Source organism: Phocaeicola oris, from assembly GCF_021295095.1.
Lineage (GTDB): Bacteria > Bacteroidota > Bacteroidia > Bacteroidales > Bacteroidaceae > Phocaeicola > Phocaeicola oris.
In genome coordinates this window covers 1-21,599 of record NZ_JAJLQX010000003.1, presented here as the reverse complement: position 1 = coordinate 21,599, position 21,599 = coordinate 1, and the positions used below count along the sequence as shown (strand labels likewise).

The 21,599-nt window shown below is 35.6% G+C and carries 15 protein-coding genes, 1 pseudogene and 1 CRISPR repeat array; of the genes and pseudogenes, 9 read left to right on the top strand and 7 right to left on the bottom strand.

Annotated features, from left to right (window positions below; translation table 11 throughout):
- The first annotated feature begins 1 nt into the window (after position 1).
- Together LO761_RS02640 and LO761_RS02635 are read left to right on the top strand one after the other, a co-directional pair.
- On the top strand, positions 2-1,087 hold the full coding sequence (locus tag LO761_RS02640) for an ABC transporter permease (RefSeq protein WP_272816772.1): 1,086 nt from the start codon (positions 2-4) through the stop codon (positions 1,085-1,087).
- Positions 1,087-2,172 carry an ABC transporter permease gene (locus LO761_RS02635; RefSeq protein ID WP_272816771.1) on the top strand — a complete coding sequence of 362 codons (1,086 nt, stop codon included), beginning with the start codon at positions 1,087-1,089 and terminating at the stop codon, positions 2,170-2,172. Before LO761_RS02640 ends, LO761_RS02635 begins: the two co-directional genes overlap by 1 nt.
- A 244-nt stretch (positions 2,173-2,416) precedes the next feature.
- On the opposite strand, the gene LO761_RS02630 is transcribed toward LO761_RS02635, so the two are convergent.
- From LO761_RS02630 to LO761_RS02620, 3 genes are read right to left on the bottom strand one after another with little or no spacing between them, the layout of a single operon-like run.
- Positions 2,417-2,866: a MarR family winged helix-turn-helix transcriptional regulator gene (locus LO761_RS02630; RefSeq protein ID WP_272816892.1), complete on the bottom strand. Its 450-nt coding sequence runs from the start codon at positions 2,864-2,866 to the stop codon at positions 2,417-2,419.
- 19 nt (positions 2,867-2,885) lie between these two features.
- Positions 2,886-3,437, bottom strand: a complete 552-nt coding sequence (locus LO761_RS02625; protein ID WP_272816770.1) for a glutathione peroxidase — start codon at positions 3,435-3,437, stop codon at positions 2,886-2,888.
- Between the two features lie 47 nt (positions 3,438-3,484).
- Positions 3,485-4,234 carry an MBL fold metallo-hydrolase gene (locus LO761_RS02620; RefSeq protein WP_272816769.1) on the bottom strand — a complete coding sequence of 250 codons (750 nt, stop codon included), beginning with the start codon at positions 4,232-4,234 and terminating at the stop codon, positions 3,485-3,487.
- A gap of 195 nt (positions 4,235-4,429) precedes the next feature.
- Between LO761_RS02620 and LO761_RS02615 the strand changes: the two genes are divergently transcribed.
- The gene (locus LO761_RS02615; RefSeq protein ID WP_272816768.1) at positions 4,430-5,323 is read left to right on the top strand and encodes a DNA/RNA non-specific endonuclease; all 894 of its coding nucleotides are present in this window, start codon (positions 4,430-4,432) and stop codon (positions 5,321-5,323) included.
- A gap of 337 nt (positions 5,324-5,660) precedes the next feature.
- On the top strand, positions 5,661-7,130 hold the full coding sequence (locus LO761_RS02610) for a Gfo/Idh/MocA family oxidoreductase (RefSeq protein WP_272816767.1): 1,470 nt from the start codon (positions 5,661-5,663) through the stop codon (positions 7,128-7,130).
- A 214-nt stretch (positions 7,131-7,344) separates the two neighbouring features.
- A CRISPR array of direct repeats spans positions 7,345-7,959; the repeat unit is 36 nt; unit sequence ATCTACAATAGTAGAAATTAAATGAGTCTCATAGAC.
- Between the two features lie 176 nt (positions 7,960-8,135).
- Here the strand turns inward: LO761_RS02610 and cas2 are convergent.
- The 4 genes from cas2 to cas12a are packed head-to-tail and all read right to left on the bottom strand — an operon-like array spanning position 8,136 to position 13,698.
- A complete protein-coding gene (gene cas2 / locus LO761_RS02605) occupies positions 8,136-8,408 on the bottom strand; it encodes a CRISPR-associated endonuclease Cas2 (protein WP_272816766.1) in 273 nt (90 codons plus the stop codon).
- Positions 8,409-8,415: 7 nt separating this feature from the next.
- On the bottom strand, positions 8,416-9,396 hold the full coding sequence (gene cas1 / locus LO761_RS02600; RefSeq protein ID WP_272816765.1) for a type V CRISPR-associated endonuclease Cas1: 981 nt from the start codon (positions 9,394-9,396) through the stop codon (positions 8,416-8,418).
- Positions 9,383-9,949, bottom strand: a complete 567-nt coding sequence (gene cas4, locus LO761_RS02595) for a type V CRISPR-associated protein Cas4 (RefSeq protein WP_272816891.1) — start codon at positions 9,947-9,949, stop codon at positions 9,383-9,385. Before cas4 ends, cas1 begins: the two co-directional genes overlap by 14 nt.
- Entirely contained in the window at positions 9,949-13,698 is a 3,750-nt protein-coding gene (gene cas12a / locus LO761_RS02590; protein WP_272816764.1) for a type V CRISPR-associated protein Cas12a/Cpf1, read from the bottom strand. Before cas12a ends, cas4 begins: the two co-directional genes overlap by 1 nt.
- A 787-nt stretch (positions 13,699-14,485) precedes the next feature.
- On the opposite strand from cas12a, the gene LO761_RS02585 reads away from it, so the two are divergent.
- From LO761_RS02585 to LO761_RS12575, 5 genes and pseudogenes are all read left to right on the top strand, one after another.
- Complete coding sequence (locus LO761_RS02585) at positions 14,486-16,627, top strand: TonB-dependent receptor (RefSeq protein ID WP_272816890.1); 2,142 nt, start codon at positions 14,486-14,488, stop codon at positions 16,625-16,627.
- Between the two features lie 75 nt (positions 16,628-16,702).
- Complete coding sequence (locus LO761_RS02580; RefSeq protein WP_272816763.1) at positions 16,703-17,815, top strand: DUF4625 domain-containing protein; 1,113 nt, start codon at positions 16,703-16,705, stop codon at positions 17,813-17,815.
- Positions 17,816-17,843: 28 nt separating this feature from the next.
- Complete coding sequence (locus LO761_RS02575; RefSeq protein ID WP_272816762.1) at positions 17,844-18,335, top strand: DUF4625 domain-containing protein; 492 nt, start codon at positions 17,844-17,846, stop codon at positions 18,333-18,335.
- A gap of 27 nt (positions 18,336-18,362) precedes the next feature.
- A complete protein-coding gene (locus LO761_RS02570) occupies positions 18,363-20,729 on the top strand; it encodes a TonB-dependent receptor (protein ID WP_272816761.1) in 2,367 nt (788 codons plus the stop codon).
- 488 nt (positions 20,730-21,217) lie between these two features.
- Positions 21,218-21,460 (top strand): annotated as a pseudogene (locus LO761_RS12575) (transposase); the annotation flags it as partial.
- Positions 21,461-21,599: the final 139 nt, after the last annotated feature.

The window sequence follows — 21,599 nt, the reverse complement described above, 5'->3', positions numbered from 1 at the left end:
TATGAAACAATTCATTTCTTTTATTATCAAAGAAGGTAAGCATATCTTCAGGGATAAGCGGACAATGTTGATTCTGTTTGGTATGCCTGTGGTTATGATGTTGTTGTATGGTTTTGCTATTTCTACCGATGTGCGTAATGTGCGGACTATAGTTGTCACATCTACCACCGATCACCTTACTCAACAGATTATAGAGCGTCTTGGCCAGTCCGATTATTTTACGATTAACGCATTGGCATCTTCTGCCGAAGATGCTAAGCAGATGATTCGTAACCAGAAAGCAGAGATGGCTGTGGTGTTTACCGGAGATTTTGCCAATAAACGTTACGATTCGAAAGCAGCTGTTCAATTGATTACTGATGGCACCGATCCGAATATGGCTCAGATGTATGCTCATTATGCGCAATCTGTCATTATGCAGGCAGTCGCAGGGAATAATAATGTGCCTTTGGTTAGTTCTAAGATGTTGTATAACCCACAATCGAAAAGCGCGTATAACTTTGTTCCGGGTATTATGGGTATGCTGCTGTTGCTTATTTGTACCATGATGACATCTATCAGCATCGTTCGGGAGAAAGAGAGAGGGACTATGGAGGTATTGCTTGTCAGTCCGGCAAAACCTTTAATGATTATAATCGCTAAGGCTGTCCCATACATGCTTCTTTCCATATTTATTCTTGTTACTATTCTTTTTATTTCATATTATATATTGATTGTTCCTATTGCCGGAGGTATCGGTTGGATTGGCGCTGTCTCTTTGTTGTATATTCTACTTTCTCTTTCGTTGGGTTTGCTCATCAGTATCATTGCAAATACACAGTTAGAAGCTCTTTTAGGATCAGCAATGGTTCTTCTTCTCCCCAGTGTTTTTCTTTCCGGAATGATGTTCCCGATAGAGAGTATGCCTGATATCCTGCAATATATTACGGCGATTATACCCAATCGTTATTATATTTCTGCTATGCGGAAGTTGATGATTATGGGCGTTGGAATAGACAGCGTACTTTATGAAGTGGGTGTATTAAGCGTGATGACAGCTGTTTTGCTTTCTGTAGCTTTACTTAAATTTAATAAACGATTAGAATAATGATCATAAAGTATCTGTTGCGAAAAGAAATACTTCAGATTAAGCGGAATCCATTCCTTTTAAGACTGATTTTCATGTATCCTATCATTATTATGTGTGTCATGCCATGGGTAGCGAATATGGAAGTAAAAAATGTTGTGGTCGATATAGTCGATAATGACCATTCCACCACTTCTTCCCAGTTGATTCATCGCATAGAAGCATCGAACTATTTTATCTTTAACGGACAGAAAAGTTCGTATAACGAGGCTCTGAAAGATATTGAAAAGAGTAATGCCGATTTGGTCTTAGTGATTCCAAAAGACTATGAAAAGAATATTGTTAATGGGAAGAAGCCGCAAGTGCTGATTGCAGCCAATGCGGTGAATGGAACCAAAGGGGCTATGGGTACTGCGTATATCACTCAAATAGTTACTGCGAATACGAATTCCGACTTGTCTTCGTTGACATCTAAGATGTCGGTTTTCTATTTGCATAACCGTAGCCTTAACTATAAACTTTATATGATTCCGGCACTGATGGCTTTGCTTGTGATGATGCTTTGCGGTTTTCTTCCTGCATTAAACATTGTGAGTGAGAAGGAGGTGGGAACCATTGAGCAGATTAATGTCACTCCGGTGAAGAAGTGGACATTTATTTTGGCTAAACTCACGCCTTATTGGATGATTGGCATCATTGTCATGATGGTTTGTTTCCTCCTTGCTTGGGCTATCTATGGCATTACCAGTCAAGGGAACCTTCTTTATGTTGTCTTTACCACTCTTCTTATGTCATTGTTTTTCAGTTCAGTGGGACTTATTATATCCAATTACAGCCATACCATGCAGCAAGCCATATTTGTTATGTGGTTTCTTGTGGTATGTATGATATTGCTTAGCGGATTGTTCACGCCTGTACGTTCTATGCCCCAGTGGGCACAGCGAATTAATTTCTTCAATCCGATGGTGTATTATGTTAATTCACTAAGAACTATCTTTATCCGTGGAGGAGCTTTCGTCAGTATTATCAGAGAGGTGTGCGTCCTTTCTGCTTTTGTTCTTGTTACAGGCAGTTGGGCAGTGTTGAGTTATAAAAAGAATAGTTGATTTGATTCTTTCGTCCATAGATCTGTTTGAGGTAAAAAAGTCATCAAGAGTTTGGAGAATATGTTGCACATCACTGACACGTTTCATGGACATGAAATGAGTAAATCGTTTGATGAGATGACTTTTTATTGTTGAGCACTTTGCCTGTTCATATTTAAGATATTATTTGCTGTCGGGCAATAAAAAAGGAACTCCGAGTTTCATTTCAGAGTTCCTTTTGAGCTTTATTCGTTTATATCTATTTTTATTTCTCCTTTTCGCTCATCTTTTCAATGAATTCATCTAAAGTAGGAACCATAGCCGTCAATTGCGATAATTGTAATCCGCTGTTCTCTATACTATGAATCAAGCAGTTTGGAATCTTGACTGCCTTTTGTTTCAAGTCTTTTCCTTTCTGAGTGAGGTAGACTATTTGCTGACGTTTGTCTTTTTCCCCATTCCGACGGGTAACCAAACCGAGTTTCTCCATTCTTTTGATAAGCGGAGAGGTTGTGTTAATACCTAACATCAATTTCTTTCCGATATCATTGACAGGTTGTTCATCACTTTCCCATAATACTAACAACACCAGATATTGGGTATAGGTAATCCCCAGAGGCTTGAAGTATGGCTCGTAAGCTTGAGTGATCAACCTGCTTGCCGTATAAAGACGAAAGCAGAGTTGATTCTGAAGCTTTAATTGGTCATACGACATATTAATCATTTTGTTGAAATTATAGAATGGCTGTTATACGTTCCTCGACTTCTTTCAAATCTTTCGTTGGTTCAAAGCGTGCTACGACTTGTCCTTCACGATTGATAAGGAATTTAGTGAAATTCCATTGAATATCATCTTTTTTGCGCGGTTCGGGGTTGCTTTCGTTATAGAGCTTTTCCATAATCCCGGCTAATTTGGCATCGTATGAGTCATTGAATCCTTTTTCACTTTTCAGCCAGGTATACAGTGGAAGTTCATTTGCTCCGTTAACATCGCTCTTCTTGAACTGTGGAAAGTCTGCCCCAAACTTCAGTTGGCAGAATTCTTGGATTTCCGCGTCTGTCCCGGGAGCTTGATGTCCAAACTGATTGCAAGGAATATCGAGAATCTCTAAACCTTTATCTTTCAAACGATGATACATGGCTTCCAATTCTTCGTACTGTGGAGTGAATCCGCATCCTGTAGCCGTATTTACAATAAGTAAAACTTTACCTTTATATTGTGAAAGGCTGACTTCATTCTCTTTTTTGTCTTTTAGACTAAAATCATAAACTGTTTTGGTATTCATAATTTAATATATTTGTTTGTTTTTATTTCAAAGGACACATTCTTCCTTTATAGTTTCATTACACGTTTCATTTCTAAATTCTCATATCCTTCAGGGCAATGAGTAGAAAGGTAAACGGTAGGATTATTCTTGATAAATTCCCGAACTCTGTCGAGTGTCTCACGCGCAGCAACAATATCTTCGAACACAATGCTGAGTTTATTTGCTTTGAGAGCAGCATCGCAGTAAGTTACATCACCATGAATCATGTAAAACAATTCGTCTTTTTCGACAATGATGATACTATTGCCTTTTGTATGCCCTTTTGCTTCAATGTAATATATACCGTCGGCAATCTTCTCAGACTTAGGAAAGTTATGATAGGGACCATCCTTGTATGTAACTCGTACGATGTTTTCTCCTTCTAATTTCATCGCGTCAGCATCTTCAGCTGATATGTATATTTTTGCGTTGGGAAAATATGGTAAAGCTGCTGTATGATCGGGATGTTTATGTGTAATAAGAATTTTGCTAACTTGCTCCGGACGGTATCCCATTTCGCTGAAAGCATCCATATAATCTTTTATAGATTCACCCATATATAATGGTGCTCCAAGTTTCTTTGCAGGAGCAACAAATCCGTTCTGAAAGCCGGTATCAATAAGAATAACCTCACTGCCGGTATCAATTAAAAAATTTTGAAGACTACTGCGGTATATAATTTGTTCGTCAAATTTATCCTTTCCTTCTTCACCACCGAAGGCAAATGCCTGATTCATAAAACCATGATCATACATTCTAATTGCTTTAATTTCCATCATTTTTTTCTTTTATGTTATTAGTATTTTTATGGACTATGCTTTACAGTATTTTCATTTCTTTTTTCACGCGACAAATGTAGTATATCTTTTTTATATCTCAAGCGATATATACAACATCTTAACTTGTTTTAATAAAATGTGTTGTATCAATAATTTATATATATATTTGTGAGGATAAAGAATTTTAATATAATGAATAAGAAGAAAAGCAGTCTTTTAGGCTCTATGGTAATATTGATCGCGATGCTTTTGGTGGTGTATCAGAATTATAATAAGCAAACCACGAATATTAACGCAAAGGAAGAGAAACTGACGGATCAATTAACTTCTGATACGTTAAATACTAAGTTTTGGGAGCCAGAGAATACCTCGATGACGAAAAAGCCAACTTATTCAGTTGATAAGATGGAGATTCCTGTAGTCTATCATTATGCCGGTGGAGAGCGTATGGATCGTATGGGTTACACTATTTATTATGATCCTGAATTTAAAACCCCACGATGGGTGGCTTGGGAAATAACTCGTAATGAGGCAAAGAGTGATAATGCACAGCGTCCGACGGAGTTTACTCCGGATCCCAACATAAAGGGAAGCAAAGTTTTTTCTCAAGACTATACACGCTCCGGCTATGATCGTGGTCACATGGCTCCGGCCGGTGATATGAAATGGAGTAGCAAATCGGAAGAAGAGACTTTTTATATGACGAATATCTGTCCGCAGAACCATGAGTTGAATAAAGGCGATTGGAATGATTTAGAGATTCAAACTCGTTATTGGGCTAAGAAGTATGGAAAAGTATGGGTGTGTTGCGGACCGATTTATAAAACTAAGAATCCTAAACGAATCGGTACCCATAAGGTGGCAGTGCCTGATGCGTTCTTTAAAGTGGTACTTTTTAATAAAGGTAAGGATAATCCTGTATGTGTTGGCTTCCTTTTCGATAATAATGCTTCTCATAAGAAAATGAAAGACCGAGCTGTGTCTGTCGATTCAGTGGAAAGTTTAATAGGAATGGACTTCTTCTCGTACATGCCCGATGAAATAGAGAATAGGATAGAAACAAAAATACCGGATATATTCCATTAGTTGACTGTTAAAGTTGTCAACGTTCAAAAGAAAAGGAGATAATTAAAAGCTATGCTATTTTATAAATTTATACTTTTTCGCGGCTATCGAGTGATTGAGGGAATGTTTGACAAATACGTTTATTCATGCTTTCAGCATAAAAAACTTGGAAGATACAGCTGTAAAGCGTTGAGATGAATGTAAACATTTTGTTTCTTTTCAGATAGATTGTTTGTATTCAATTCGCGTTTCAAAGAATATTTCTTTTAATTTTTAAGGAAAATCTTTTGAGATGCAAACTTTTTATGTAATTTTAGCCATTGAACAAATTATATTATTAGTAATAAAAAGTAATACTATGTCTAAAATTTCAAGAAGAGACTTTCTTAAAAGAAGTTCAATGGCTGCGGCAGCATTTACTATTGCTCCGAATATCATTTTAGGTAAGAGCCATGGTCACATCTCTCCGAGTGACAAATTAAACATTGCTGCCGTTGGTATAGGCGGCATGGGTCATGCTAATATCAATCAGGTTAAGGGGACAGAGAATCTTGTTGCTCTTTGTGATGTCGACTGGAATTACGCGAAAGGCGTGTTTGAAGAGTTCCCAAAAGCAAAGCGTTATTGGGACTGGCGTAAAATGTTGGATGAAATGCACGATTCTATTGATAGTGTCATCGTTGCTACTGCAGATCATACTCACTGTATCATTGCTTCCCATGCTATTACTTTGGGTAAGCATGTTTATGTTCAGAAACCTTTGACACACTCTGTTTACGAATCTCGTTTGTTGACAAACTTGGCTAAGAAGTATAACGTAGCCACTCAGATGGGGAATCAGGGCTCTTCGGCTGCCGGTGTTCGCCAGACTTGTGATTGGATTTGGAATGGTGAGATTGGTGAAGTTAAAAAAGTTGTTTGCGGAACGAACCGTCCTATTTGGCCACAGGGTCTTCCAACTCCTGCCGGACAGTGGGTTCCCGACACTTTGAATTGGGATTTGTTTACCGGTCCTGCCAAAATGAGACCTTATAATGAAATTTATCATCCATGGAATTGGCGTGGATGGTGGGATTATGGAACAGGGGCTCTCGGCGATATGGCTTGCCATGTTATGCATCCTATCTTCAAGGCTTTGCAATTAGGTTATCCGACGAAAGTTCAGGGTAGCTCTACATTATTAATGTCCGATTGCGCTCCTTCTGCGCAAAGCATTAAACTGACATTCCCTGCTCGTCAGTCAAAAGATAAGAGATGTAAGATTAAATTGCCGGAAGTTGAAGTTAGTTGGGTTGATGGTGGTATTACTCCTGAAATACCTGAAGGATTCCCCGCAGATAAGCAATTAGATATTGACGGTCCGGTTATTTTCTACGGAACTAAGGATACCTTGGTTTGCGGTTGCTATGGTCGTGATCCTTGGTTGCTATCCGGTAGAGTACCTAATTGTCCGAAGACTCAGCGTGAAATTACGGTTAGTCATGAAATGGATTGGGTTCGCGCTTGTAAAGAGAATCCGGAGACCCGTGTACAGACTGCTTCAAACTTCTCTGAGGCCGGTCCGTTCAATGAAATGGTTGTTATGGGCGTGTTGGCTGTCAGACTGCAAGGCTTACATCGTATTCTCAATTGGGATGGTCAGAATATGCGTTTCACGAATATCAATGATTCCGATATTATTGAAATGACTAAGAAGGACAACTTCTCGGTTAAGGATGGTCATCCTACATTTGGTAAGGATACTGAGAAAGTTAACGCAAAGTCGTTTGCCGAAGAGCTTATCAAGCATACTTATCGTAATGGTTGGTCATTACCGGCTATGCCATAATTAAGAATTTCAAACAGAAAAGAAAGGCGGTTTCTATTTAATAGAAGCCGTCTTTTTTTGTTGAAGTGGCAAAATTATCAGAAGTTTTGTATTCCTCACGTGCGTGGTTCATGTGTCTCACGTGCGTGGTTCACATGTCTCACGTGCGTGATACACTTGATTCATGCAGGTGATACACCTAATTTTTCTATTGAAAAGATGAATTCGATTAAATATCTACAATAGTAGAAATTAAATGAGTCTCATAGACAAAACAGATTATCTTTTTCGTAATAACAATCTACAATAGTAGAAATTAAATGAGTCTCATAGACCTAAAATCGGAAGCAGTGGTTACTATGCTATCTACAATAGTAGAAATTAAATGAGTCTCATAGACAGGTATGAAGCTAAGACTTTTTTCTTCTTATCTACAATAGTAGAAATTAAATGAGTCTCATAGACTTTTTGATGACTTCATCTGTGTATTGAATCTACAATAGTAGAAATTAAATGAGTCTCATAGACGGAAGATGTTGGAGCCGGTATAGCTTTATATCTACAATAGTAGAAATTAAATGAGTCTCATAGACTGTTAGTGCTTGTCCGCTATCCATTACCCCATCTACAATAGTAGAAATTAAATGAGTCTCATAGACATCCGAACTATCCCGACTTCGAGGTTCTATCTACAATAGTAGAAATTAAATGAGTCTCATAGACGACACAAGACTTTCTTCTTGCAATACCGCATCTACAATAGTAGAAATTAAATGAGTCTCATAGACTCATAATTGGTGATGACGCAATCGAAATCTACAATAGTAGAAATTAAATGAGTCTCATAGACTCCAATAGTACAAAGATAGTAGTTTTATTATTAAGCATCAAATACTTATATATATTTTTTATTATAGATGTTTTACCCACATATGATATTGGCATTCATAAAAATCGTTTATAAAGTGCTGAAGTTAATACGTTTAGACCAAATTTTAAGTTTGTGTATAGATCTGGCTTTGCGATCTAAAAATAGACTATGTCGACATCCCTATGTATAGCATTACCATATTTTCTAAGTTTTATTCCAGAAGCATCAAAGATAATGACACTATCACCACCTTCAAACAACTTTGTAAATTCATCTTCTATCTTTATGACAAGATTGTCTAATATTCTATTACTATTATTTACTTCATATACAGAGAATTGGAGTCTTATAGCTCCATTTTTAGTAAGCATTTTAGAAAAACGTGTTCGCAGCTTGTCGTCTTTGATGTCATAACTGATTATTAGCATAAGTAAACTAAATGAAGAATTGTGGATATTGAGATGCAGGCTTTTGTTGCATAAAACATCGATAGTATTTTTGGACATACTTAAATATTTCTATTTTGTAAGGAATGAGCGCATTAAAGAAGACTTTACAATAATCTTGATTTTTTTCGTGTTTTAGCATATATTCACCTTTATGAATCACGAAGTCTTTGTCAGAAAACTGATTCCGATTATATGCAATTCGAACTGTTTTGTCTATGATGCAACGATATGGTTCCATGATATCACAGACTAATGATTTGCGTTTGAACCACATTCTGTGAAAAACGCCAACATATAAATCAAATCCAAACATTCTCAAGAAACATTCTATATAGTTAAATAATATTGTATAGCCGATGTCAAGTGTAGTATTCAATGCGTCACATTTAGTTCTTGGTCGACGTAGTTTCCAATTATAGTCTTGAAAGAATGCTAAGAAAAAAGTTTTGGATGCAAGTCCTTCAATGCCCATGAGCTGAGTGTATTCTGATGCAGAAACTGCTTTTTGATAACATTCTTTACATTTCGTTTTAGCATATTCTGTTAGTTCATCTTTCCTCCTTGTGCATTGAAGTGTTTTTATTTGGTTTTGTATTTTGTTTATTACAAGTATTCTTGCGATATCAATATCTTCTTTATCAAGTTGATATTGACGCTGATGCAGGAGAAAATTTGCTTCGGCATAATTGGCCCAAAAGAACACGGGTCTAAAATTGGGCTTGACGACTATAAGTGCGACACCATATTTTTTACATTTCTCTATCAAGGGAGTTGTTATTCTAATATGGCCAACGATGAATAGTATAAGTATTTTCTGAAAAGGAAGTTTGGTTAGGGTCTTCATTTTGTCAGAATTCTCTTTTTGTTCTTCAAGCAAAAGCTCACCATTACTAACACGTAATGAGCGTTCTTTAATGCAGTTGATGACGAAGATGGTACGATATTCTATGTCCTTATGTGTAAACATTTTCCGAATTAGTTTTATCACAAAGATTACAATATATGCAATGAGTGCATTTATTTGGATTGATACTTATAGGAAGAGAAGGATCATAAGTTTGAAACTGATTGATAAAGTCTTCAAATTCTCTTTCTTGTACTTTAGTTGGTATTTCGACTGGAATCATTTTATTGGTAGATATTTCATAAAAAGCTATAGCATTTACTTCATATCCCATTTCGAGTAAACAGAACATTTGTGCCCATAGTTGATATATTTGCCCACGATATATTTTCTTTAAGTTGTATTTTCGTTCTATCAGTATTTTTTCTTTACGTTTATACACATCAATTTTACCCATTATGTGAAAACGTTCAGAATAGACAGGTAGACTCAGAATGACATCGGATCTGTTACTTGATGTTTTATGGTCAGTTGGCTCGTGAGCAATTTTGCCTTTAGTCTGTGGAATGGCATGATACATCGTTTCGTCCGTATCCATATAAATATTATGTAGATATATGGAATACGGGCAAAAGATAAAATCATTGAGAGTTGATATGGATATATAATCTTGCATTACTTTGGGAGATAAGGTTTCTGTTGAGCAAATAGCAACCATTCCTTATTTGAAATAGTAAGTTTTGGACTTTTATCTTCTTGCGTATTTCGTATCTGCTCTGCCATCCATAGTCCTTTACGGGCAATGTTGTATGCACCATTGGCATCGGCATTCATTGGAAGGTTACTCCCACAAGTGCGGCTATCATAGAAATTTCCATTTGTATCTGCTACAGGCGATACAATATAATCAATTTCTGTGCCTGTCATGCTGTTTCGCATTTGCAATGTGAGTTTTAGCAGACAAAGAAGCCTTTCAAAAAAGTCTTTTGAGTTTTGTTTCACAATCGCTTCTTTCAGATTATTGTTTTTGATGTCAATATTGAAATCTTCGAAAAGTTTCTGATATGCCTTAGAGAGGTCGAATTCTTTATTATCCCATGAAAAATTTTTGTCTGAATTGCGGAATGTTTTGATTCGTGTTCCCCATGTGCAGAGTGTCCATTTTGTTTGTGTTCCTTTTGCTTTCTGAGTGAAGTTATTGTAATCGAACTTTAATTCAAACCAACCTTTTGAAGAATTGTATTTAATTGAATCGAATTTACTGAAGAAGGTTTGTGCTTTAATAATTGATTCATAACGAGTACTAAAAAGATTTACAAATCCAGTTACGGGATCTATTTTACTGGTATTCCATGCAGGAATGTAGAGGAGAACGCCGTTTTGCTTACCCATATTTTGAAAACTTTTAAATTGGTTGGTCAACTGATAGGCATGAAGCAGACCACCATAGGCTTCAGCAGGGAGCGTTTTGTCAACGAGGTAGTTCAGTTTATCGATAAGGCTTTTCTCAAACTGTTGATAAACGGAACTTTCTATCTTTTGTCGGCTTCGTTTGAAACCTATGCTCAAGTCTTCGAGTATAACAATAGCATTGTACTTTATAATGAGTTGTGCGATTTTATGGATTACCTGACTAAGAAAACCTTGCTTGAGTTCTTTGATGTTTTCAATTGTTTGCCAACTTTGGCGTTCCTTCTTTTGTGCAGCTTCACGATTATTGAGCAAGTCATGGTAGTTGGTGTGATAAGTATTACCGTTATACTTGTTTGTAATTTCATTAAGTGAATATTGTTCTTTGATATTACCTTTAGAATCAATAACTGTGAGGTACAAGAGGTGGCGTTCACCACGATCGATGCCAATGAAATGCAAATCTTTAGTTGACCTGATATACTTATTTACAAGTGAGTTGATATTACCGGATGTTGTACTTTTAAAGTTCATTGTAATAGATACATGGAATTGGAACTTGTCTATTGTATATCGCTTGTCTTTTATAAGATCGTAATCAAATACACTTTGTTTTTTAGAGTTTTCTATGTTTTTATTATTAATAGGTTGATTGGCAGGGTGTGTAGGGCGATCGTAATGCAGGCTCGATTTGCGAAAAAAGATTTCGGCTTGACCATTCAGCTTATAAATTACATCTGCAAGATTGCGCTCATCGAATACCATCTTCCAATACAGTGTGTGCATGTTAGGAGTCCCCTTGCTATATGGTGAGAAATCTTTGTTATATATTTGGAAGAGATAGAGTTTTCCTTCATCCACAAGTGAATTGATATAGTTGACAGATACATTGCGGAAAGAGATTTTATACCCTTGGTTATCAACTTCTCGATAGAAATCATTTAGATTTTCATACGTTTCTGTATCAGAAAAATTGAAATCAAAGTTCTTCCAAGATTCATATTTGTTGATTGAAGCTTTGAAGAAGTCTATTAAGTCATGACAATCTTTTAGACTGAAGTTATCTCCTTTTTTGTAGGTACCCTTATCATAAATTGATATTATATTGTCACTTGGATCAAATTTTTTAATATCAGAATGTGGTAAGAATACTTTTGGGAACATTTTACTTGCACCTGGCAGTAGTTTATAATTCATTTTCTCGTAACATGGTTCCTCTGTGGGAATACTACCTTCAAATATTTTGTTATTCTTTTTATTCATAATGGCAAGATAGTATAAACCACCCTTACGTAGAATGATACTTGTGTTGTCTGTCTCTTTATTCATATCCCAACCGTTAAGTAGCTGTGAATTTTCAAAGTTCAATTTAATCTTCTCAATAGAATAAGGTTTGCGAGTGAGGTAGTTGCGTACTTTATTATAAAGAGGCGTTATGTTGTCAATCACATCCCAAACATAGGCAAGTTCACCATAGAATCTGTCGTCCTTGTCAGGTTCCTCACCGTTATCGAGTAGAGGTTTGATGAAACGCTGGAGATTCTTGATATTGTCAAGTAGGTTCTTGAGTTGAGCAACAGAATCTTTGTCTTGTACAAGATTTCTATCTTTCGGATATTCATTGCTGAGAAAGTCTTTTACTTGATTATAAGAGATTGTTATTTGGGTGATGAAATTAACTGTCTGTTGCTCTGTTGTGTTTAATGCACCTATTTTTGCAATGTAGTTTTCAATTTTTTTGTGATATTCATCTCCGAGGAGCTGTAGGCATTCATTGATAAAGCTGATTCTAAAGTTTTTAAATGATTTGAAATACTTTGCTTTGCGTTTCTCATAAACCTCTTCTTTGATTTTTCCTTGCGGATAATCTGTTTCGTATTTCTTTTCAATAGCCTGTTTAATAATACTCCAATCGCTAAATATCTTCTGTGAAATATCTGTTAATTGGAGGTCGTTATTTAAGTATATTTTGCTAAGATCGTAATCGGCAACAGATTGAAGGAGTATTTTAGTTCGATCGAGAATATCATCTGCAAGCAACTTGCAGAAATCGTCAATGGAGGAAAGTACTTGATTGTCATTACTGAATTCTTCTTGTAACCATGAAATCTGTTCTCTATCGCTGAGTATTTGCTTGAAGAGAGGTTTCAGCTTTGGAAGACGATCTTCTTTCTTTTCCTGCTTCTGATTATAGAGGTTGATATACTCATTAATTCCTTGAATTTTGATTCCGTCTTCTTCTATTTTGCCTCCGATGACTGCATTGTAGATTTCAATTTGTGTTTGAGTGAGTACCGTACTATAATAATTAAGAGAGAATATTTCGTTTAAATTGTTGACATTCAAATACCCTTGTTCGGAATATACCATGTAAATAGTTGCAAGTTTCTCAGCAATAGGACTCTCAGCAATTTTTTGGAAAGTGTTGATATTATCTATGAATTTTGGAAGATTCTCGTGAATTAAACGGTAAGCAATAGCTGTCGATTTAGCTTCAGAAGAATACATATTCATTCTATTTTGGTGAAAACCGGTGAAGTAGGTTGTAAAATCGCTGAATTCTTTAACAAGTTCCATATCTTCAGGTTTGGTTACAAATGTGGGAAGATCTTTCTTGATAAGCTCTTTCTTATTAATAGTCTTAAATTTGGGATCATTGGTTAATGCATAGGTTATTTGTTTCCTAAGATTCTCATGGACTTTTTCAAATTCTTTATTCTGTACTTCAGTCTTTGTGTGCAAGATATAAAGATTGTAATATTCTTGAAGTGAATTTTGCTTGTTTTCATTTTCATATACAAGTTTACACTCAGAAAGTGCATGTTCGATGTATGTTTTGTGATACTCATCAATGATTTTCTTAACTTTTTTGTAACTTTCTGCTCTGTGTTCATCTTCTTGAAAAATGCCAGCATTCTTCATATTTTCTACAGTTTTGCCTATAGGTTTCAATTCAAAACGCAAGGTCTTACTCAGTGGATACAAATTTGTGAATGTTTTTAGTGTATTGTTCATATCTTTATATTTTTGTTAACAATACAAATTTAGTAAATTTTATTAAGAAGTATATGATAGTATATAAATTTAATTGCTGAATTTGATTTTGGCTTTGTATTATATAAAAATTGGGCTCTCTTTAATGTTTTAGCGGGATACCTATTTATAGGTATAAATACATGATAAAACAAAAATTAACATAAAAACATGATATAGAACAGATAAAAGTTCATATATTCGCAATCCATAATAAAAGAACAGAGTGAAAGTAAAGGCTAAAAGAAGAATAACTATTGCATGGGTATTGCTTTTTGCGCTTATGCCTTTGTTCGTTGTGAAGGGTATTCATCATCACAATGAACAAAAAATAGTTATTAGTCATTCAGAAAAAGGATCTGTTCCGACTTCGAATGATGAATGTTTAATTTGCCAGTTTACTCTTTCTCCTTTTACTCAAGTTGAAACAGTTCAGATTTGTTGTATAATCCCTGTTTTTCTTTTCGAACCGATTTTTCATCTGAATAGGTTAAGGTTTAGACCTACTTATTCACAATGTTTACGAGCGCCTCCTTTTTTATCTTTTATATATTAATTAATCTAAGGTAAAAACCTTATTTATCTCTTTTTGTCGGTTTACAAGTTATTAGGCAGAAAACAGCAGTGGTATGTATTATGCTACCAAAGCAATATGGATGTATTGTTTTGTTTTGTTTTCACCCGTAATATACATTGATTATTGACCGGCTAACTGAAATACAAAATACTATTTCAGTAACTATTTATGTTGAATAAGTAAAGTGCTATGATGAAAAGGATGGCTGTAACAGCTGTATCATTCATGCTGGTCGTTTTATCTCATGCTCAACAGCAGGACACTGTCAAAAGCATGGTAAAGGATGGCATAACAATGAATGAAGTTGTTATTATAGGAAACAATAACAAGAGAGACGTTATGATGAAATCTTCTCAGAATCTTGTGAGCATAGGGAAATCCTATATAGATGCCAATATATCCGGTAGCCTGATGCAAAGTTTGGCGGGGATACCGGGAGTCAAAGCTATGAATATAGGCTCCGGGCAATCAAAACCGGCCATACGCGGGTTAGGTTTTAACAGGATGGTAGTAACAGAAAACGGCATTAAACATGAAGGACAGCAATGGGGAGAAGATCATGGTCTTGAAATAGATCAGTTTTCCATTGATAAAGTTGAAGTGATAAAAGGCCCTTCTACTTTACTCTATGGTTCAGATGCTATTGGAGGCGTCATAAACCTGTACAGTAATTATATTCCTATCAAACGATATGAAGGAAAAATTGATTTATTCGCACGAAGCAATAATGAATCAGTTGGACTTTCTGCTCAATTAGCCGGAAAGAACAAGCATTTTTATTATCGGGCAAACTTGACACTGATTGACTATGCCGATTACAAGGTTCCTGCCGATAGTATTCAGTACTACTCTTACTATATAAAATTAAAGAATAGGCGTTTACGTAATACTGCCGGCAAAGAATATGACGGAAGTTTCACATTTGGATATCTGGGAGATAACTTTTCTTCCAGTATAAGAATTTCCGATACGTATGCAAAAAGCGGTTTTTTTGCTGACGCACATGGATTGGAAGTGCGAATGTCGGACATAGACTATGATCGTTCTCGGAGAGATATTGATTTGCCATTTCATGGAGTTAATCATTTGAAGATAATAAACCACTCGGCTTGGCGATGGGGAAAGATACACATGGAAAGTGATCTTTCTTTCCAGAATAATCTTCGTAAGGAACAATCGGAACCCATATCGCATGGTTATATGCCTATACCGCCCAATACATTGGAAAGAAAGTATGTCAAGAATACTTATACTGCTAATGTAAGCATGAATACGTTATTGGCGGAAAAGCATAGTCTGAGAGCGGGATTAAATATTGAATATCAACATAATAAACGAGGTGGATGGGGATTTATCATTCCGGATTTTGAAACAACTTCTTACGGAGGATATGTATATGATCGGTATCATCTGACTGAAGATTTGATTTTGAGTGCCGGTATACGTCTTGATAAAATACATACTCATATTCATCACTATAGCGATTGGTATAAAACGCCTGTTGAGGGATTGGATTCTATATATAAAGAACGTTCTGCCGATTTAAAACGTTCATTTAATAGTCTTACATGGTCTCTTGGCGTCAATTATAATGTAGGGCAATGGATACTGAAAGCAAATTTAGGGAAAAGTTTCCGTGCGCCCATTCCGAAAGAGTTAGGTGCTGATGGTATTAATTATCACATATTCCGTTATGAGAAAGGAGAATCTAAGTTGTCTCCGGAAGAATCTTATCAGTTTGACGCGGGAATCAATTGGCATAATGATGTTATTAACATCCAGTTAGATCCTTATCTGAATTATTTTCCCAATTATATCTATTTGAATCCGACTTCCGGTTATACAGAAGGGTTGCAGACTTATTATTATACGCAGAGCAGAGTTATTCGTTATGGATTTGAAGCAGAAGCAAATTATAAGTTTTCACGAAAGTGGGAGACCGGATTAAAAGGAGAATATTTATATGCAGAACAACTTTCAGGTGATAAGAAAGGATATACATTACCTTTTTCGCCTCCTTGGTCAATTGGTACGGAACTAAAATATATACTTTCGCCGGAACAGGAAGAAAAGAGCGGTTTTATTTCAATCACTTATAAAGTTGTCGGAGATCAGAATGAAATCGTTCCTCCTGAAAAAGCGACAAAAGGATATAGTGTGCTGAACATGAGCATTGGTAAAGTTTTTACATGGAAAAGTTATGGATTAAAGCTCAATCTGCAAGGATTAAATTTGTTAAACAAGAGATATTATGACCACACCAGTTTTTATCGATTAATCGATGTGCCTGAACCGGGTCGTAACTTCTCTTTAATGATAGGAGTTGTTTTTTAAAATAAAGATAGCAACTAAAAAGAAGATATCGTATAATAAGTGAATAGAGAAAAATATTAATTTAATAAAACAATTATGAAAAAGAATTTATTATTTATAACAACATTCGTATTTAGTTTATGTATGTTTATTTTTTCATCTTGTAAAAAAGATGATCCAAATGATAACGCAAAACCGGTTATTAATTTGACAGAGGTTGGCGCGGAAAATAGTAAAACAGTAACTGCGGGGAGTGACCTTCATCTTGAAGGTGAAATCATTGCCGAAAGTTTAATAAAACGTATTGATATAGAAATTCATCAGAAGAAAGGTGGTAATTTTAAAATAACACAATCTTTTACTGACGGTAAATATATCGGTGTAAAGAATGTAAAGTTTCATGAGCATATTGATATTCCTGCAGATGCTCCTTCCGGAGAATATCATTTGCATTTTACCGTAACAGACCAATTAGGGCAAACGGAAATGAAGGAATCTGAATTAATGATAAAAGAGGCGTCTAAGCATATCACAGTAAAAGATCTGAAATTTGGAGCTTCGCATGATTTTCCTGATAATAAAATTGGCTATATAGGGACAAAGCCACTGGTCTCGGCTCATATTACAGCAGAAAACGGACTTGATAAAATTGTTGTTCACATTCATAATGAAGAAGGAACACCGGCATTTGAAGTAGATACGACTTTCACATTCGAAGGTGAAAAAGAGTGGGGCATTAACGGGCAACATAAGCACATTGCTATTTCTGACAAAGCTCCTGTAGGAGAATATCACATGCATGTTAATGTATATGATAAGCAAGGAGAAGTATCGGAACATGCTATTGAAGGCGTTATGTTCAAAAAGAGTGACGCAACATTATCGGATATTGAAATCGGTACGAAACATTCAGCTGTGGCTTCAGATATTATGACCAAGTTCAATGTAAAAGCTGAAGGTAATATACATTCTATTCGTATGCGAATTTATAAAGAAGATGCTCCAAAAGAATATTTTTATAATCATACATTAAAAGAGGAATTTGCTAATAAAGAATTAAAGGAATATGCTTTTAATCAAAAGTTAGAAGCTAAATCTGACGATGGTAAATATGCTCCTGCAGGAGAATATATTCTTGAGATTAGAATAGAATACGCACAAGGAGCAAGTAAGATATTCAAAGAGAAATTTAGTATAACAAAAAAATAAATTAATATTTAATAATAAAGTATATAGTATGATAAGTAATAAACATTTAGTAATTTATAGCTTGAATTTGCTTTTATTCCTCCTTGTTACAAGTTGTAGCAAGGAGGAAAGCCACAAAGACTTGGAAAAACCGGTAATAGAAACAAATAGTGATGCAGTACCTCAAAACTGCCAAGTATTCTATAAAGGAGAAGAAATACCTTTTAGATATACTTTCACTGATAACGAAGGTTTAGGGAGTTACAATATTGAAATACATAATAATTTCGATCATCATACCCATAGTACCGATGCAGGAGATTGTTCTTTAGATGAAAAGAAGAAACCCGTGCAACCGTGGGTATATAACAAAGATTTCTTTATTCAAGAGAATTCTTTACGATACAATGCTCAGGTTAATATCCCTATTCCTGCAAATATTGACTCGGGAGACTATCATTTTATGGTTAGGGTAACCGATAAATCAGGATGGCAGGAGCTGAAGGCTGTAAGCATAAAGATTTTAGATAAAAAGGATTAGAAACACATATAACCAAACATTAATTTGATGGGAAATATATTACATAAAAGAATAAATTATATAGTTATTATTTTACAATTACTTTTTACTCCATTGTTTGCTAACGATAATATTCCATTACCAAATAATGGTACGGATGCAAATGTATACGGACATGTAAAAGATAAAAAAAGTGGAGAACATTTACCTTACATTAATATATTAGTTAAAGGTACTACTATTGGTACAACGACAGATGCAACAGGACATTACTTCTTAAAGAATTTACCTGTTGGTACATTAACCATTGAGGTGAAATATATCGGATACCGCACAATACAGAAGAAAGTGGTCACTCAAAAGAATACTACTCAAGAGCTTAATTTCGAGTTGGAAGAAGACGACATTGCATTGGATGAAGTGGTTGTTTCTGCCAATCGAATGGAAACAATGCGTAGGATTGCTCCTAATTTAGTCAGTGTAGCAGATTCAAAGCTTTTTGAAAACACTCATTCTACTTGTTTAGCGCAAGGCTTATGCTTCCAGCCGGGGGTACGTGTGGAGGATAATTGCCAGAATTGTGGGTTTACTCAGGTTCGTATCAACGGATTGGATGGGCATTATTCACAAATATTGATGGATTCACGTCCTATATTCTCCGCGTTAACCGGAGTATACGGGTTGGAGCAAATACCATCAAGTATGATTGAACGTGTAGAGGTGGTACGTGGTGGCGGATCCGCTCTTTTTGGAGCGTCAGCCATTGGAGGTACAATTAATATCATCACAAAAGAACCTACTCACAATTCGGCAGAGGCTGCTCATTCGTTGATGTCTTTAGGTGGAAGTAATTCTTTTGAAAACAATACGACCTTGAATGCTTCTTTAGTTACGGAAGATAATAGGGCAGGATTCTTTGTTTACGGACAAAACCGTTACCGTTCCGGTTACGACCATGATGGAGACGGATATACAGAACTTCCTAACTTACGGAATCAAACGATCGGCTTACGTTCTTTCTTACGTCTTAGCCCATTTTCAAAAATAACATTGCAGTATCATAGCATTAATGAATTCCGTCGTGGTGGGAATATGCTAAAGCGTCCACCCCACGAGTCTAATATTACAGAACAGATAGAACATAATATCAATGGTGGAGGAATAAGCTATGATTATTTCGCTCCGGATGAAAAGAATAGATTGAATGTGTATTTCTCTTTCCAAAATACCGACAGAAAGAGTTATTATGGTGGAACGGGTGAAGGCATTACCGAAGAAGATAAAGAAAATGCGGAAAAAGCCTATGGAACTAGCAGCGATCTTACATTAGTGGGTGGAGCACAATATATACATTCGTTTGATAAACTAATATTTCTTCCTTCCGACTTTACAGTAGGAGCAGAATATAATTATGACGGTTTGAAAGATGAAGTCTTAGCTTATCAAAGAAACATGGACCAGAAGATACGTATTGCCAGTGCTTTCTTTCAAAATGAATGGAAGAATGAACAATGGAGCTTCCTTGTGGGAGGACGTGTGGATAAGCATAATTTAGTAAGTAAAGCCATATTCTCACCAAGAGTAAACTTACGCTTTAATCCAAGTAAGAATGTTAATTTCCGCGCAAGTTATTCCGGAGGATTCCGTGCTCCACAAGCATTCGATGAGGATTTGCATGTGGGCATTGTCGGAGGAGACCGTGTTGTGACACGTTTAGCGGAGAATTTGAAAGAAGAACGTTCTAACAGTTTCAGTGTGTCGACTGATTTATATCATTCTTTTGGAAAAGTACAGACTAATCTGTTGATAGAAGGTTTTTATACTATATTAGATGACGTGTTTGCCTCCAGAAAGTTAGATAAAAAAGATGCTCAAGGCAATGATATTCTTGAACGTTACAATGCATACGGAGCAAAAGTCTGGGGATTAAACCTTGAAGGAAAAGTTGCGTTTACATCATGGTTCCAACTTCAAGGTGGAATTACATTCCAGAAAAGCCGATATGACGAAGCGGTAGAATGGGATGAAAATGCGCCTAAAGAGAAAAAGATGATGCGTACTCCTGATATTTACGGATATTTTACTACAACAATTAAGCCAATGAAACGTTTGAGTACATCTCTGTCGGGTACATATACGGGAAAGATGTTGGTTGGACGTGCGGGTATTGAAGAAGGTCCTGGAAAACGTGATCCTCTTGCCATTACTACTCCTGATTTCTTTACGTTGAATCTGAAAGTTGCGTATGATATACCGGTATATAAACAAACTATTTTACAAGTCAATGCGGGAATACAGAATATCACCAATGCTTATCAAAAAGATTTTGATAAAGGTTGGAATCGTGACTCCGGATATATTTATGGTCCGTCTTTACCAAGAAGCTATTTTGTTGGCGCAAAAATAAGCTATTAATTATGATGTATTTAAAAGAGAGTGTGTCTAAATAGGCACACTTTCTTTTTGTGTGTCTATAAGATGCATAAAAAGTCGTGTATTCATTTACAGAGAAGTAATGATACACGGCTTTTGTTATTTTCAATTTACCGGATTCACCTTATTTCTTTGTAGTGAAAATAAGTACTTAACCTGTGAACAAAGGTATGGAATATATTGATGAAAGCGAAAGTATCTACTCTAAACAAGGAGTTTTTCAAATACTATTCCTATATATTTGCGCTTATTAGTTAACTCTATAACGCAACTAATAAGAATATTTTTTGCATAATTTCTGTTTTTTTCTTGTAAAGAAGAAAAAATTAGTTTAATTTTGCATTAGTTATTATAAGAAAACCTATAAAACAACTGAGTTCGATATAAGAAATCTATTTGAAAAGTTATAGGAGCGCGATGCTTTTAGTGTCTTTATAGTTGACAATTAATAAGATACAATAATAATTCCATTTTTATTGAAAGTCATGGACTTCACCGAAAAACTTTTCGGTGAAGTTGTATGCTGATAAAAGATACATATTACAAAGTTCATTTGAAAAACTTTTCATTGACGATATACGTCTGATGACAAAATTACGCAAGAACATGAAAGATTTCATCACACTATTGCAGAACAGAATCATGTTACGTAAAAGGTTTACCATTGATACGGTCAATGATGACCGTTCAAGAATGTATGGCACATAGAATACATTATAAAAAGCGGCGTAATGGACATTTGGTAGGCTGAAAACCTCTCGTGTTTTAGTAATGGACATTTGGTAGGCTGGTAATTCCAGCCTACTTTTTTATATTCAGGAACCCATCTATGAACTTCTTTTTATTAACCTC